General features: G+C 67.6%; 16 protein-coding genes. 4 read left to right on the forward strand and 12 right to left on the reverse strand.

Translation table 11 applies throughout. The features are described from left to right. The 9 genes from ACJ9NR_RS23545 to ACJ9NR_RS23585 all read right to left on the reverse strand — a co-directional run bounded on the left by ACJ9NR_RS23545 (position 1) and on the right by ACJ9NR_RS23585 (position 6,103). On the reverse strand, positions 1–888 hold the full coding sequence (locus tag ACJ9NR_RS23545; RefSeq protein WP_412494322.1) for a bifunctional DNA primase/polymerase: 888 nt from the start codon (positions 886–888) through the stop codon (positions 1–3). Positions 889–979: 91 nt separating this feature from the next. Then, entirely contained in the window at positions 980–1,432 is a 453-nt protein-coding gene (locus ACJ9NR_RS23550) for a hypothetical protein (protein WP_412494323.1), read from the reverse strand. A 13-nt stretch (positions 1,433–1,445) separates the two neighbouring features. Beyond that, a complete protein-coding gene (locus tag ACJ9NR_RS23555) occupies positions 1,446–1,640 on the reverse strand; it encodes a hypothetical protein (RefSeq protein WP_328398940.1) in 195 nt (64 codons plus the stop codon). Next, positions 1,637–1,906 (reverse strand): hypothetical protein, encoded by a 270-nt coding sequence (locus ACJ9NR_RS23560; protein ID WP_412494324.1) that lies wholly within the window; start codon positions 1,904–1,906, stop codon positions 1,637–1,639. The genes ACJ9NR_RS23555 and ACJ9NR_RS23560 overlap by 4 nt, the downstream gene beginning before the upstream one ends. A 141-nt stretch (positions 1,907–2,047) precedes the next feature. Beyond that, a complete protein-coding gene (locus ACJ9NR_RS23565; protein ID WP_412494325.1) occupies positions 2,048–4,222 on the reverse strand; it encodes a cell division protein FtsK in 2,175 nt (724 codons plus the stop codon). 81 nt (positions 4,223–4,303) lie between these two features. Beyond that, entirely contained in the window at positions 4,304–4,639 is a 336-nt protein-coding gene (locus ACJ9NR_RS23570) for an RRQRL motif-containing zinc-binding protein (RefSeq protein WP_412494326.1), read from the reverse strand. Then, positions 4,639–5,496 carry a protein spdB gene (locus ACJ9NR_RS23575; RefSeq protein ID WP_412494327.1) on the reverse strand — a complete coding sequence of 286 codons (858 nt, stop codon included), beginning with the start codon at positions 5,494–5,496 and terminating at the stop codon, positions 4,639–4,641. The genes ACJ9NR_RS23570 and ACJ9NR_RS23575 overlap by 1 nt, the downstream gene beginning before the upstream one ends. Further along, positions 5,493–5,837 carry a hypothetical protein gene (locus ACJ9NR_RS23580; RefSeq protein WP_412494328.1) on the reverse strand — a complete coding sequence of 115 codons (345 nt, stop codon included), beginning with the start codon at positions 5,835–5,837 and terminating at the stop codon, positions 5,493–5,495. Before ACJ9NR_RS23580 ends, ACJ9NR_RS23575 begins: the two co-directional genes overlap by 4 nt. Continuing rightward, the gene (locus ACJ9NR_RS23585; protein WP_285435572.1) at positions 5,834–6,103 is read right to left on the reverse strand and encodes a DUF6284 family protein; all 270 of its coding nucleotides are present in this window, start codon (positions 6,101–6,103) and stop codon (positions 5,834–5,836) included. The genes ACJ9NR_RS23580 and ACJ9NR_RS23585 overlap by 4 nt, the downstream gene beginning before the upstream one ends. Positions 6,104–7,018: 915 nt before the next feature. Here ACJ9NR_RS23585 and ACJ9NR_RS23590 point away from each other — a divergent pair. Both ACJ9NR_RS23590 and ACJ9NR_RS23595 read left to right on the forward strand, forming a co-directional pair. Continuing rightward, positions 7,019–7,786: a helix-turn-helix domain-containing protein gene (locus ACJ9NR_RS23590; protein ID WP_412494329.1), complete on the forward strand. Its 768-nt coding sequence runs from the start codon at positions 7,019–7,021 to the stop codon at positions 7,784–7,786. A 2-nt stretch (positions 7,787–7,788) separates the two neighbouring features. After that, positions 7,789–8,262: an NUDIX domain-containing protein gene (locus tag ACJ9NR_RS23595; RefSeq protein ID WP_175434197.1), complete on the forward strand. Its 474-nt coding sequence runs from the start codon at positions 7,789–7,791 to the stop codon at positions 8,260–8,262. On the opposite strand, the gene ACJ9NR_RS23600 is transcribed toward ACJ9NR_RS23595, so the two are convergent. Continuing rightward, positions 8,250–8,816, reverse strand: coding sequence for an HD domain-containing protein (locus tag ACJ9NR_RS23600; RefSeq protein WP_412494330.1), 567 nt, complete (start codon positions 8,814–8,816; stop codon positions 8,250–8,252). The two genes, ACJ9NR_RS23595 and ACJ9NR_RS23600, sit on opposite strands and share 13 nt — an antisense overlap. A 1-nt stretch (position 8,817) precedes the next feature. Further along, complete coding sequence (locus ACJ9NR_RS23605; protein ID WP_412494331.1) at positions 8,818–9,279, reverse strand: GntR family transcriptional regulator; 462 nt, start codon at positions 9,277–9,279, stop codon at positions 8,818–8,820. Between the two features lie 2,545 nt (positions 9,280–11,824). On the opposite strand from ACJ9NR_RS23605, the gene ACJ9NR_RS23610 reads away from it, so the two are divergent. Together ACJ9NR_RS23610 and ACJ9NR_RS23615 are read left to right on the forward strand one after the other, a co-directional pair. Beyond that, positions 11,825–12,022: a hypothetical protein gene (locus ACJ9NR_RS23610; protein WP_345660768.1), complete on the forward strand. Its 198-nt coding sequence runs from the start codon at positions 11,825–11,827 to the stop codon at positions 12,020–12,022. An 843-nt stretch (positions 12,023–12,865) separates the two neighbouring features. Beyond that, entirely contained in the window at positions 12,866–13,231 is a 366-nt protein-coding gene (locus tag ACJ9NR_RS23615; RefSeq protein WP_412494332.1) for a hypothetical protein, read from the forward strand. A 366-nt stretch (positions 13,232–13,597) separates the two neighbouring features. Here the strand turns inward: ACJ9NR_RS23615 and ACJ9NR_RS23620 are convergent, their stop codons facing one another. Next, positions 13,598–15,253, reverse strand: a complete 1,656-nt coding sequence (locus ACJ9NR_RS23620) for an MFS transporter (RefSeq protein WP_412494333.1) — start codon at positions 15,251–15,253, stop codon at positions 13,598–13,600. Between the last annotated feature and the right edge of the window lie 89 nt (positions 15,254–15,342).

The raw sequence follows: 15,342 nt of genomic DNA on the forward strand, positions 1-15,342 counted from the left end.
TCACATTCCCAATGTGGTGCGGGCGTTGTTCCACGCGTCCGTGCAGTGCCGCAGAGTTTCGCCCTTGGTCTGCGCGGCGGTGAACAGCCGGGCGACGTGGGTGTCGGTGAGGCAGCCGCACCGGCCGTGCCGGGACAGCACCGCTAGGAACGTGCGGTACACCGTGGCGTGCACTGTGCTGCGGGCGGCGCCGATCTGCTGCACGGCCATAGCGATGCCGCGTTCCAGGTAGGCGGGTGTGCGGTGCGGGCACTCCCCGCCCCCGGGCCTCGCAGGCACGGCGCCGGCGGGCGGCACCCACCGGACCATGGACGGCTTCTTCACCGCGAGGGCGCGCACGGCGTCGGGCAGGTCGGTCATGGTGCCGGTGCCGGGCCCGAGGTAGCGGGCGTACGACATGGACGACTTGATGTCGACGCCGGGCCGGACCGCGTTGCGGGACGTCATGGCGCCTCGGTAGATCCAGTGCTCACCCCGCGTCGTCGCTACGGTCCGCGTGGCCGGCAGCGCGGTGCGCGCCCATGCGATGGCGTCCGCGTCGTCCAGGTCGACCACGGTCAGGCCGGCGCCGCCGGGGTGGTAGCCCACGCACACCGCCCGCCGCCACGCCGCGGCCCACGGGGCTGACACGATGACTTCGGGGGAAGTGGTGGCGGCGGCCCACGCGTGGCAGACGCCGGGGCAGTCGCAGGGGCCCGGGGTCTTCATGTTCGGCCGGCCACCGCACGCGTTGCCCACGCAGGTAGGGCAGTTGCCGAACGGCACCTTTCCCCGCCGCAGCGGCAGCACGGGTACACCGGTCACGGCCAGTGCCAGAGCAGCCGGCAAGAGACTGGGCAGCGCGTTAATGCCGCCGCTCACTCGCCGGATCAGGGTCGGTTGCGTCATGCTGGGAGACCTCCAACAGGTCTGAGATGGGCTGGTTGGGCACGGGCGGCCCCGCGACTTTGGCGAGACGAGGGGGCCGCCCGTGGCGTAGCTAGCTGTGGAAGTGGTTGCGCTTGATCACGGCCTTACGGATGTTGACCGTGGTCCCGCCCTGGTGGCCGCTCGCGCTGAACACCTGGACAGCGATCCACCCGCCGAAGGTCACGGCGGCGAGGATGATGAGCTGTCCGATGAACGCGGTCAGGGCCGCGATGAACGAGGTGAGCAGCAGCAGCCCGCCGCACACCGCCAGGAACCCAACGCCCCCGAGGGCGACGTTCACCGCTGTGCGGGACACAGCCGGCTTGGCGGCGACCGGTTCCGGCTGAGCCGGTGCCACGGCGTAACCGGTGACGACACGGCCGTCCGGCAGGACGACGCTCGCCACGGCCGGGATGTGGCCCGGCTGGACGGGGACGACCGGCTCCGCGTGTACGGCGGGGCTGATCGGGGTGGGGTGGTGGACTACGAGGGGCGCGGTGTGATGAGTGGTGGGTTCGTTCACGGCCGGGTCTCCTTCAGTTGCCGAGGGCGGACAGGGCGTCGGCGGATGCCTGCACGAGGTTGTGGATGGGCTCGTAGGCGCCGGTGCCGGCGGCGAAGAACCCGAACAGGAACAGCACGAGCGCGGCGCCGCCGCCGGCGGACTTGGTCTTGACCGCGAAGACGGAGGCGGCGCCAAACAGCAGCACGGCGGAGATGTCGAGAATCATCGGGACCCTCCCGGGGCGTCGGTGCCGGCGCGGTAGATGCGCGCCCAGCGGTTGTAGAGCCAGCGGCCGGTACGGATGCGCTTGCCGGTGGCGTGGCAGCGGCGGCAGTCCTTGCCGCGCTTCATGCGTCCCTTGCGGTCCGTCTTGAGCGCGTGGCCCATGCCACGGCAGCGACGGCAGTCACCGAACGGCGACGCCGCACACACACCGGCGTAACCAAGAGTGACAATGAGCAGGCAGGCGATAGCGAGCAGGGCGGGGGTCACGTGGGGCCCTTCCTGGCGGGTTTTTGGGGTTTGCGCAGGTGGGCCGCTATCCGCTAGCGGCCTGATCAGAGGCGGTTTGGGGCGCTAGCGGGGCCGCTAACGTTAGCGGGAGGTGCCGCTATCGTTAGCGGCCCCGGAGCGTCAGCCCGCGTCCCGCTTTCCGTCACGCTCCGCAATTGCTGCGGTGATGTGGGAGCGGTCGACACCGCGCCTGTTGACGACCTTGCCGCTCACCCGGCGCCCGACCTGGATGGTGGACACGCCGTGCGGCTTGAGCGCGACGGCGAGCGCATCGGGGTCCCATCCGTCGTAGACCTCGGGGCGCAGGTCCGCGAGCCGGGTCACGATGGTTTCCGACCACGCCTTGGCCTCCTTGGCCGGGACGACCGCGAGGATGTCCGCGAGCAGGTCGTAGGCGGCCGTGGTCGGCTCGGGTGCCTCTCCGAGAGCGTGGCCGGCGAGCAGTCCGGCCTTCTCCCGGACGCGGCGGGCGCGCGCGGCGATGGCTTCGGCGCCGCTGGCGTCGACGTAGACGGAGCGGACGATACGGGCGTCGGAGCCTTCACCCACGAAGTAGTGGATGCCCTTGTCTCCCCAGGCGAACATGGTCGCCCGTACCCCGCGCTTGTAGGCGGAAGTGCCCAGCACCATGTCGTTCTCCAACTGGCCCATCACCTTCAGGCACCACCGCGCGGAGGCGTTCGCGCTGATGCCGGTGGGCAGCGACTTGGCGTCCGGGCGCTGCGTGGCCAGCAACACCACGATGCCGGTGGCGGGACCGCGCTTGACCAGGTCGGTGATGATCTCCTCGAACTCCTTGCCGTGCTCGGGGTGTTCAAAGAGGACCTGGCACTCATCCACGCCGACCACGATCGGGTGCAGGCCAAGGGACCGCTTGTCGGCAAGGGCGCTGGTCACCTTGGACTCGGGGCAGATGTCCCGGGGCAGGGAGCGGATCACCTTCGTGCGGCGGCGCAGTTCCTCGCGCAGGGCCCGGAAGTCGTCCAGCGCATACTGCACGGGTTCGTCGTCGTCGCCGGCCGCGTGCCGGTAGCCGACCGCGTTGCCCACCGGGTCAAGGTCGCCGGTGCCCTTCATGTCGTAGGTGTGCAGCTCAGCACGCGGATCGAGAGCCGCGATCAGCAGCAGCAGACGCAGAAGGAACGTCTTACCCATGCGCGGGATCGCGCCGATGACGCCGGCAATGTACATGAGCGTGACTTCGGTCCACCGGCCGCGCTGGTCGGTGCCGTAGGCGACCGGCTTGAACAGATCCACCTGCCCGGACTTCAGCAGCGGCCACGCCGGCTGAGACGCACGGGACATGTCCTGATCCCCCACCCACAACACCAGGTGCCCAGTGTGCTCATCCGGCACCGCCTCGGGCCACACGCACCCGAGCGGGCGGCGCAGACCGGAAGCGAGCCGCTCGCGACGCTCGATGATGTCCGTCACGGTCACGCCGTAGGGCAGGTTTCCCTCCGCACGCCAGCCGGGCCCGTCGCGGGTGATCGGGGCGGTGAACTCGAACCCATCCCGTCCCTTGCCCTGTGCCTGATTGATCGCGGGAATGCCCAGCGCACCCAGCGCCCGCAGCACGATGTCACTGGTCAGCTTCGTGGCCTTGGGCAGTTCCACCGCCCGGTGCACGACCGGGGCGTCCGCCTTACGGCCGGCGGCCCCCAAGGCGAGGACGACCGCGCCCACGGACACGGCTTGCAGCCAGTCGGGAGCCAGCACATACAGCGCGAGCGCCAGACCGAGGCCAACGAACATTCCCAGCACGGCGACCAGGGTCCGCAGCCGGACCCGTCCGTCACGCTGCCGCGACAGCTTCAGGTACTCGGCAGCGTCCTCCCGCCGTACGGCCGCGAGGCGGACCGGTTCGCCCTCGCGGTCGGCCACCCAACGCATCGTGCCCCCGATGAACTTCGCGGCGCCGGCCGGTGCCTGAAGGGCGAGGCGGGCAGCGTAGACCGGGGCACGAAGCGCGTGGTAGCCGGCGGCGTGGGCGTAGTGGCGGGCCACCCACGCGGACGCGGTCCGCAGCTCAGCCACGGACTTCAGCCAGACCGGCACGACCGCGCGTCGGCGGGCGCCAGCGAGCCGACCGAGGTAGCCCGGACCGGTAGCCGCGGGGGCGGGCTGGTCGACCATGACCGGCGTGTCCGGGTCCGCCGGCTCAGGCTCCGGGGCGGGGGCCGGTTCGCGGGCGGCGCGGGCCTTGCCCAGGTCGACCACATCGGCGCCGTGGTCGGCGGCCATTTCGGCTTCCAGGCGGTTGAACAGTTCGTGGTCGTCGTCGGGATGCTTCACTGAGACTTCCTTCTCTCGCAGAGGGAAGGCGGGGCCCGGTCCGTCGCTGTAGGAGGTATGCGGACGGGCCCCGCCGGGACTTCAGGCGGCGTACTGCTCGGGGTAGGCGCACGGCACGCAGGAGCCGAGCGTCGGGGGGATGACGTATCCGACGTCATGCCGGCAGGCCGGGCAGGTGCGGCGGGCGGTGTTGGCTTTGGCGAGCGCCGCCCACCGGGCCGGCGTCATCGGCCTTACCGGCTTGGCCAAGTCGACGCGGTAGAGGTAGGCGACCAGCGGGCCCCGGCGGCGGCGCGGCCGTTCGAGCTGCGCGGCCACACCCTGACCACCGGGCCGCAGCCCGCGCGCCCGGAGTTGGCGGCGGGTGGCGTAGCCGTCCGGGGCCAGGCGCCACCGGTAGACCGGCAGCGCAGCCATCAGGCGACGCGCTTCCACGCGGCCCGCAACCGGACCTCAGAGGCGGAGTGGCCGGCAGCCCGGAAGCGGGTGGCCATGTCGCGGTACGACAGGGGCGGCGTCTGGCTGTACCGAATCTCGTGAACCAGCGTGTCCAGCGCGTCATCCGACAGCGCGGGCGCCCCCGCCTCCAGCGCCGGCACCGGATCGGTCGGCCCCCACACCGGGAGTTCCCAGCGGGCCGTGACGCCGGGTGTGACGGGGGTCGTCACGCTGGTCAGGGCCCTGCCGGTCTCCTCGCCTTTGCGGGCGGACTCCAGCGTCGACCACGCACCCGCGAGGGTCTGTGCGGTCTGTGCCTGGACGCGTGCGACGCGGGCGCCGGCTTCCGTCACGGCCGTCAACCGGGTCTCCTCGGTGGCCGCTTCCGCCCGCAGCCGGGCACGGGCCACGGCCGCTTCATCGCGTGCCTCCTGCTGAATGCCGCGGATGGCCTCCAGCGCGAGCGGCGTGAGCGCGGTGCGCTCCCACAGGCTGTGCACGAGCCACAGGGCCTTGGCCGCGATCGGCAGCCACGCCACAGCAAGCCAAGCGCCAGCAGAGTGCTCAGCGGTCAGGGCGTGAGCGACCAGGACGCCGGCGGCGAGGACGCCGAAGGACCAGCCGACCGCCGTTACGGCGCGGTTGTGGTCGCCCTGCGCGGCCAGGCGGCGTTCGTAGGCGAGGGTGGCCAGCCATCCCCCGTCGATACCGAGACCGACGACCAGGGCGACCGGCCACGGCACCGCCGCCCCCAGCCACATCATGACCACCGCGAGGGTGAGCACCATCGACACGGCCGTCATCGCGACAGCCGGAAGCACGGTCTTGGCCTTCACCGGGCACCTCCCGCCTGCCCCGCAGGGGCACGGTCGACGTCCGGCTGATCGGCATACGCGGTCAGGACGATGCCCGCGCCGGCGAACTGCCCTTCGGCCTTCAGGACGCGGGTGCGGCCCGCGCTCTGGGTGCGGGAGTCGACCGCTTCCGGGGCGATCCGCAGGGCGGTGCGCCACTGCTCGAACGCGGTGAGGCTCTCGCACGAGGTGTCGTGGAAGGACAGCCGCAGCCGCTCCGGGTAGAGCGGGGAGACGTCCACGTCGGGGGCGGGCAGGCCGGGGAAGTCCACGGCCAGCAGTCGCAGCGTCCGCAGCGGGATGGCGAGTTCTTCCAGCGTCATGCCGCACCCCCGGGCATGCTCGTACCTGCCGCGCGGTTGACCAGCGCGACGCGGGCGGCGAGCGCCCGGCGCCGGGCCCGGCGGATACGCCGCTCGTCCAGCTCGCTCGGGGTGCGGTCCAGGGTGACGATGTGCGCGTCCAGCAGCTCGACGTCCGCCAGGATGACGGGCATCTCGCGCTCGATCGCGTCCAGCTCCGCAGCGGTCGGTTCGATGAAGTCGGCGAACGCCGTGGCTGCGTCCTGGTATGTGACGATGTCGCTCATGGGTCGTGGTTCCTTCCAGAGAGGAACGGCCCGAACGCGGCTCCCGGGTGGCACCCCGGGAGCCGCTCGCCGTTGGAGTCGGTTCCGGCTCCCCGCGCTCCCGTCCGTACGTCCTCACGCCATGCGCGGAACGGACGGGCGGGAGAGGCAGCCGGCCGCAGCGTGACGTGCTGCGAGCCGTGGCGGACCGTGCTTGCTGTCCAGGCGCCGCCGGCCGGTCCGAGCGGCAGCGCCCTTATATGTCGTCGGTTCACAACCGACCTCCCGCGTTCGCAGGGACACGGCTTTCACCGGTGCTCCGTTGCCACGGGCACCGATCCCGAGCCGGTGAAGTCGGGTGCGTCATCGTCACTGCTCTGACGCCAGCAGGGCGGCCCACACCGGGCGGAACCCCTTGATCAGGGGCTTTCTCCGGAGCCGGTGGGCGTGGCATTGCCGCCGACGACATCACCCGGTCGTCGCGGGGGCGGTCTCACTCTTGCCGCCACGTGCGTTGGAGCCTCGCTGTCCTTCCCCACACCCGGGACCGGTTGGCGCCTGCCAGGCACGTAGGGGGAGAGCGCCGTTCATCACGGCGGTTTGCCCCCGGACCCTCGCCCTGGGCACCTACCGTGACCGCCGCTCTCGCGTCGGCTCCGCACGATCACTGTTCAGTTCTCAACTAACGGCCGCTTCCTTCGTACTCACCCCCAGCGAGAGCCGGGGCTTTCCTCCGTGCGGTGCAGTACCTGTTTTACAGGTACTGCATAGGGTGCCGTCAAGTACAGCGACGCAATCTCTTCGTCTCGCGTCGGGACGTCTTGACGTGTCTTCAGAATCGCGGCAGGTCAGGGGAGTTGGTCACCCCACTCATGGACAGCTCTGGGACTTCTAGCTACGGTCAAGAAGTCCCTAGACGTCCCACCGGGGGTGCAGATGTCGAACGAGCGCTTGCGGACCGCTCTCCTCGCCCGTGGCATGACCGTGCAGAGCCTCGCTGAGGCGATCGAGGTGAGCCCCAAGACGGTCGAACGCTGGATTACCCAGGGCAAGGTGCCGTACCTGCGTCACCAGTACGCGACAGCAGCGGCCCTCAAAGTCGACGTCACCATGCTGTGGGAGGACGGGCGGACCGTCGGCAGTGCGGCGGACCTCACCAAAGCCGAGATAGCGACGGTCTACCCGCATCGCCACACGGTGCCTACTGGCCTCTGGCGAGAGCTGTACGGACGTGCTGAGCGAAACCTGGACGTCCTCGTGTACTCGGGTCTCTTCCTGTCTGAGGACCCGCTCTTCCATGACCTCGTGAGGGCGAAGGTGAAAGCGGGTGCCCGGGTGCGCATCCTGCTGGGGGACCCGGAGTGTACGGCTGTCCGGCAACGCGGCATTGACGAGGGACACCACATCATGGACGGCAAGATCCGCAATGCCCTCGTGCTGTACCGCCCCCTCATGCGGAGTCACCCGGACGTCGGTTTCCGGCTGCACGATTCGACGCTGTACAACTCGATCTACCGGGCCGATGACGAGATGCTCGTTAATCCCCACGTCTACGGCATCGGCGCCTACATGGCGCCCGTACTGCACCTGCGGCGACTTCCCGGCGGAAGTCTCTTCGACACGTACGCGAATAGCATCGATCACACATGGGAGAACGCGCGTCCGGTCACTGACCAGGACGTCAAGAGCATCACGGGAGCCTGACCATGGGACGTATCGACTACCTGCACGACCCGGACGCACCGCCGGCCAACTCGGTCGTACCGTCCGTCGTTGCTTTCGTCCAGAACGACGCAGGGCAGGTGTTGATGATCCAGCGCTCTGACAACGGCAGGTGGGCACTGCCCGGCGGTGGTCACGACGTGGGGGAGTCCATCAGTGACACGGTGGTCCGTGAGGTCTGGGAAGAGACCGGCATCAGGGCGGAGGTGATCGACGTGTCCGGCCTCTACACAGACCCCGGGCATGTCATGCAGTACGACGATGGCGAAGTCCGTCAGCAGTTCAGCATTTGCTTCCGGGCCCGGCCGGTCGGCGGCGACCTCCGTACGAGCAACGAAACGACTCAGGTCCGATGGGTTGCCCCGGCGGACCTGGCGACGCTGGACGTGCACCCCACGATGCGGCTCCGGATTGAGCACGCTATGGATCGGACGCGCACGGCGCCTTACATCGGCTGACGCTTGGCGGCGGCGACCCGTTCGAGGACGCGGCAGGTGCACGCGATGATCTCGGGTTCGGCACGCCGGATGAACTTGCCGATCAGGCTGTCCGGCCCGTAGCGCCCGGTGATTTCGTTGATCCGGTCCACGGGGTTGGTCGGGGTGCCGTCCGGGGTGGTGTTCATGTCGCAGTAGCAGAGCGCATCGTTCAGGTGCTCGCTCTCACGGGGGAACTCACCGTCAAGCTCAGCACGCAAGCCGCGCGCGTCCGCCTCAAGCCATGAGCACGAGTGATGGGCGATCAGGTTGACGACCTGCTCGTCGGCGGCAGCCACGTCCCGGAGGTACCGTGCGCCGTCCAGGGGGTGGAAGCCTGTCTTGGCCAGGTCCGGCGCATAGCCGATGTCATGCAGGACCGCCGCAGCCTCCAACAGATCCGCATCCTGATCGAGGATGAGCGCGATGGTGCGCGCCCTCTCAGCGACCCCGAGGCAGTGTTTCCAGCGTCGCGGCAGCGGCTCAGCGAGCAGCGACTCAGCCAGGGGATAAGCCCACTCCGTCAACGTCGACAAGCTACGAACGCCCCTCTCGCGCCGGCACGGCGCGGACCGTCCGCACCTTGCCCTGTCCTCCGCCCGCCAGCACGCCGGCGGCCTCCAACTTCTCCAGCGCCTTCGTCACGGTTGGACGTGACACTCCGAACCGTTCGGCCAGTGCGGAAGCGCTCGGGAACGCTTCCCCTACTTCGAGTCCCTCAGTCGCGATGATCTCTGCGATTCGGTGATCGAGTGGGCGCCGGTCGACCGACGCCCCCGCGCGTACGACTCGCCACCGCTCACCCCGCACCGGTTCGGCCACGCCTTCCTGACGCAGGACGCCGAACGCACGCAGGGCGACCCCGCGTGAGACCTTGTGATCGCGCATGAGTTCAGCCAGCGACGGAAGTTCTGTCATGGTCGGGTCGTCTTCGATCTGCCTCTTCACTGAGTCGGCAATCTTCAGGAAGGTTCCCCGAGGGTTGGCCTGCTGCGACACTCGCTCTCCCTCTCCGCCGGGCAGTCGACACCACCGGTAAGCCTCCCACGACTGCCGGCCGTCGCGGAGGGGTCGCGCACAGCGGTGCGCACGGACGGTTTCAAGATCAGGAGGAGACGCGGACGGCTTTGCCTGTCCTGGCACCCGTATGCGGCTGAGCAGCAGGTCACAGGGTGTGGAGTAGCGATCTTGTGCAGTCTGCGGGTTCCCTCACGCCTCGTGGTGTACGAGCCGAGCCACCGAATCGGGTAGATCTTGGATGACGTGAGTCAGACCGTTCGCTTTTCGTCGCAGTAGGGAAACCGTCCACTCATGGCCCACCTGAAATGGTATTGAAGACGTGACAATCGTCTGGAAGGACCGGGCTGGTGAGCTAAGTAGGTCAAACATCCGATTTCTTGTGTCGAAATCCACGGCCTCGGTAGCAGCATCAAGAAGAAGAATCGTAGGTTCGCTGCGCGCTTGCACCTCCCCGATTGTCGCGATTAGTTGCACGGTGAACGCGTTCTGACGCCCACCAGAGTGATATTCGAAAGGCCGTAAAGTCGAGTCGCCGGGGGTACGAAAGGCTACTTGCTCTCCATCTACCGTAGTCTCCATTATGGCCTCCGCCAGGACGTCTGGCATTCGTTCGACTGCGTTACGCACTACCCACTTAGGAATTCCTAGACTGCGGGCCAAGTTTGTCAAATTCCCACTTCGGGTCGATCCCGGCTCGCGTACAGAGATTGTTCGGAATGGACGCGGCGGGAAAAATGCCTCAACGCCATCAACTCGAAAAACTAGTGAGTGTTCTTCCGCTAAAATTTCGGCGATCCTCGGTTGAGGGTCGTACCAGTTGACTCTAGCGTTCATGCGCGGTGAAGGTTCGAGCCTCATCCTGGTAAGGGTGTCGGGATCCGACATTGACTGTAGCAGTGACAGGAGAACAGTCTTTCCTGACCCGTTGTTTCCTATGATGAGATTGCAGCGTGAGAACCGCACAACTGACGGTGCCAAGAGAAAGTGATCGATTATATCCAGCGATTGGATCCACCCTATTGGTCTGGCGTATCCTCCCATTTCGAGTCGAGTTCGTGTTTCATGCCAGTCTTTCCAGCTTCGCAGCAGCGGGGCAGGGTATGTATTCCCCTCATTCGTATCGACTAGTCTTCCGCATGTAGCACAGAGCCATATGCCGTTAGTGAGAGCGCTCCTCTCGGCAGGTGACAAACCGCCTGTGCCGCGTGGGCCGCCGATCGCTGCTGCGTAGATATGCGCGCCCGTTCCGCTAATGGCAACATCGTCCCCCTTGTCGCCGGGTCCAATTGTCAACGCTCCGCAATTTGGATTGGAGCATCGATATGCGGCTCGTTGGGCGAGGATGGTACGGCTCCTTGCGCTGAAATTAGCGCGTGCTCTAGCTTCTTCTGGCTCGCTCGACTGTCGCATTATTCTTCCCGCTCCTGTACGTGGAGAATGTGCATTTTAACTAGGGCTCTCGAGAACTGTGGACCCCGGAGGAAGGATGGAACCCGGTGGGTCTAGAAACCTGCCTTCATCTACCCAGTATGAATTCCGCAACCTGCGATAGTCGAAATCGCTCCCTTGGGGAGTCCGCTTGACCATCAGGAACCCCTGATTCTCAAGCTCCTTCCTTGCTGCGGTCCATGTGTTGTGAGAAAGGCCATAGGAGTCGCGCCGCTCCTTAGTGATGTAACGTGGCTTTTTGTATCCGCCCTGAGCTTCTATTAGCGCAAAGAGCAGTGCGATTCCAGTTGCACTCAGATGGAGAATCCAGCCGTGCCGCCAGAACTCGATGGGGATACCCACGTACCGTCCCTGAGTACTTGCGCGGACGTATACACCTCCCGGCTGCTCGGTGGAGATCAATTTGATGGCTGGGGTATTGCCACGCCTAGGTTCCAATTCAATGAACCCGTTCTGACTCAACCACTTTAGGTTGCTGTTTACCCGCCTAGGCCCTGTATCGGAAGGTAAGGCGAGCATGCGTGCCCACGCATGCGGAGCCGGTGGCTGTCGAAGGTCGTACGGCTTAGCCGTAGCCATCATCGTGATGCATAGATAGAGCTTGAGGCGGACCTCTCCTCCCCGGCCGCCCTGGATGAGTCGGGCAAGGGGCGGTCGTACTCCGTCGATTTGGGACCTGACGAACGATGGCGGAAATGGGACCTTCCCGCGCCGCGCAGCCCGGTCGGCCGCCTGCTCGAGCTTCCTGACCGCAGAGGGAAAGAGGGGGTTGGGCAAAGTCATCGACCTTCCTGAAGGAGAAACCGGGGGTACAGGGGTCCCAGGGGTACCAGGGGTCCCGGGGGTTCCTCCTTATACCTTCCCCTGAGAGCGGACAAACGCTTCTGCTCAAAGGTCATTTTGCTACTTCGCAGGCTCTCATGTGGTACATCAGGACGGCAGGTAGTCTCCTCCAGTAACGCTCACTATGCCCTTTGACCTGCGGTTTTGTCTCTGTCACCTTGGGATTGCCCGCCAGGGGAGGCGTTGGCGAACGAGGTCTCTCGGCGCAGAAGCGCTGAGGGGAGGAGAACAGGTGAACGGGAACAACCCTTCGCAGAAGGCCGTCTGGCTGGCGATCATTCTTCTGGCCAGCGTGGTTGGAGCTGTTGCCGCGGGTGTGCTCTTTCAGATGGCTGGGGCCGCAGGGCCCGCGGTCGTCGGGGCCAGCGGTGCAGCGTTCATGGGGACGGCCAGTCTCGGCCTGGCCGCGCATCGCTTCATGACGGAATGAGCGGAAGGGGGCTTCGGTAGTGGACGAGGCGTGGACGGTGCAACGTCATCGGGATCACGCGACGGGCATCATCGGAGGTCAGAGGCTAGGCGGCCCGCTGGACGTGATGAGACTGTAAATCTGCCGGCTCAGCCTTCCCAGGTTCGAATCCTGGCGCCGCCACACGGAAAACCAAGGGCCCTGTGACCTGCCAAAACGGCAGGTCACAGGGCCCTTGGTCATGTGCCTCGATGATCGGCGCACTGTCTCGCTCTGTTTGGCGTTCGAACGCAAGCTTCTTCTGCGCCTCGGCGTGAAAGTCAAAGCCCCCGCCTTCGCCGCGGCTCTACGTGGTGATCCCTTTCTCGCCGGGTCTGGCCCTCGGGAACCTCCGCGCTCACAAGGCCCAGAGGGCTCGGACTTCCGGAAGTGCCAGCCTCTCGCCTGCCGCTCGACACCGGGATGCGCGTTGCGTAGAGACCGGAGAGCGGAGAGGAGAGTGGTTTAAGGCTGGGCCGCAGAGACCGGAGAGCGGTTGCGGCAGGGCCGCCGTGTTGAAGCGGGAGGGCTCGTCGCCAGTAGATCGGCGTGCAGGTTGGTTCAGCGTCGAATGGCCCATCCCGCCTCGCGCTCGAGGCGCGGCCACACGGGTGGTTCTGGGGGAGGGGTCACGTCCGCGTTCGGTCTCGCAAGGCCTCGGCCCGGCAAGGAACTTGGGCTTGCCGGCGGACCGACTGTGCCCCCGCTCGTTGATCAGACGATCCGGCGTGCCGACGAGCAGATATAGGACATTTGCGCATTAACCTCTCGTCATCTTGTGGCGTGGCAGATGACGTTCGCGTCGTTTCAACACCTGGAGAAGACATGCACAAGCCTCGCAAGACCGTTGTCGTGGCCGTCCTCCTCGGCGCCGTCGGCTTCCTCGGCTCCGGCACCGCCTACGCCCACGGGTACGGGGACGGGCACAATCCCAAACACGGGCGCGGACACGCACACGGCCGCGGACACGCACACGGGCGCGAGCACAGCGCTCAAGAGAGCCAGACGACGCAATTCAGCCAGAGCACCACATGCACGACGACCGAAGAGAACGTCGACGTGCAGGGGCAGTCCGGGTTCGAGAACGGCCTGGAGGCCAACGCGCACAACGGCAACGGCTCACCCGGCACCCAGAGCACCAACGTCGGCTCGACCCTGGGGTGCAACAACACCATCGTCCTGAGCAAGTAGTTTCACAGGCAAGTAGCTTCACGCGGGTCTCGGCGCCGAACCGCACGGTCGGCGCCTCCCGTATGGACGTCCAGGGGACGTCCAGAACTTGGAACAGCACGTCGCGGCGCCAACGGCGCGCGAACGACTGCCGTCGGCGGGGTGTATCGCGCAACTCACCGCACAATCTGCCGGCTCAGCCTTCGCAGATTTCGAAACCTGCGCCGCCACGCTGCGGAAGACCCCCCCTCCACCCTGCGGGAACGCGGAGTGGAGAGGGGTCTTCGTGCTGCATGCTGTTTGTTCTGTCAGGTCAAACCCGGTGGCACCATGCTCCGTCGACCACCCTGGCGATCACGAGGCGTACGAGGTCCACGTCCGCGAGCCCTACGAGCCCGCTCGCCCGGCTTCGCCCCCGACCCCGGCTTCGCCCCCGACCCCGGCTTCGCCCCCGACCCCGGCTTCGCCCCCGACCCCGGCCTCGCCCGCGACCCTGGACTCGGCCCCGACCCCGGCTCCCCTCTCTTCCTGCACCCCGGCTCCGTCCTCTTCCCTGACCCCGGCTCCGTTCTCTTCCCCGACGACCCCGGCTTCGGTCTCAGGCGCGCCCGCGGCTGATCCCATCCCGTGCCGCGGAATGAACGAAGCCACCGCGAAAGCCAGCAGAGCGGCGCCGCCGCCCACCGCGAGGACCGTTCTGAAGCCGTCTTCCGAGGGGAGCGCGACGCCGCCGAGGCCGGTGGTCATCTGGGAGAGGATGACGCCGGCGACGGCGCTCGCGGTCGACGTACCGATGGACCGCATCAGGGTGTTGAGGCTGTTGGCCGCGCCCGACTGCGACGGCGGCACCGCGCCCATGATGAGGGCGGGCATGGCGCCGTAGGTGAAGCCGATGCCGGAGCCGATGACGCAGGACACAAGAACGAACTGCCAGACTTCGGCCATCAGCACGATGTTGAGGCCGTAGCCGGCGGCCACGATGAGGGAGCCGAGCATCAGGCTGGCTTTCGGGCCCTTGGCCCTGGAGAGGGCGGCGGAGAGCGGGGCGACGGCCATCATCACCAGGCCGGACGGGGCCATGACCAGGCCCGCGGTGAGCAGGGACCTGCCGAGTCCGTAGCCGGTCGCCTCGGGCAACTGCAACAGCTGGGGAAGCACCAGGGACATCGCGAACATGCCGAAGCCGAGCGCGACCGACGCGAGGTTGGTGACCAGCACCTGGCGGCGGGCGGTGGTACGCAGGTCGACCAAGGGCTGGTCGGTGCGGAGTTCGTACCAGCCCCACAGCAGGAGGACCGCGGCACAGGTGCCGAACAGGCCGAGCGTGGTGCCGCTGCCCCAGCCCCAGTCGCCGCCCTTGGAGATCGGCAGCAGCAGGCAGAGCAGGCCGGCCGCCATCCCGAGGCCGCCGACGACGTCGAACCGTCCGCCCGTCCGCACCTCCGACTCCGGTACCACGGACAGCACGAGCAGCAGCGCTACGACGCCCATCCCCGCCGAACTCCAGAACAGCACGTGCCAGTCGAAGTTGTCCGCGATCAGAGCCGCCGCGGGCAGCCCGAGCGCACCGCCGACGCCGAGGGAGGCGCTCATCAGGGCGGTGGCCGAGCCGAGCCGTTCGGCGGGCAGCTCGTCCCGCATGATGCTGATGCCGAGCGGGATCACACCGCTGGCCATGCCCTGCAGCGCCCGCCCGACGATCATCGGGGCCAGTGAGTCGCTCAGCGCGGCCGTGACCGAGCCGGCGACCAGCAGCGCGAGGCTGACCAGCAGCATCCGGCGCTTGCCGTACATGTCTCCCAGCCGCCCCATCATCGGAACGGCCACGGCGGCGGCCAGCAGCGTCGCCGTGACGGCCCACGCGGTGTCGGACGCGGGGGAGGCCAGCAGCTTCGGCAGCTCCGGGACGATCGGAATCACCAGGGTCTGCATCAGCGAGACCACGATCCCGCCGAAGGCCAGGACCGCGACGACGGCACCGGCCCGCGGCGCCACGCTCACCGCCCCGCCGTCGGCGGCTGGGCGGGGGAGTGCAGGGGACATGGGCCGGGCCTCCGTGGGCTCAGTGCGGCGGGCATGGGCGCGCTGGTGGGACGCCGGGCCTGCGTCCGTGTGCTGCGGGTGCTGGTACC

The sequence above is a fragment of the Streptomyces sediminimaris genome, assembly GCF_047049295.1.
Taxonomy (GTDB): Bacteria; Actinomycetota; Actinomycetes; order Streptomycetales; family Streptomycetaceae; genus Streptomyces; species Streptomyces sediminimaris.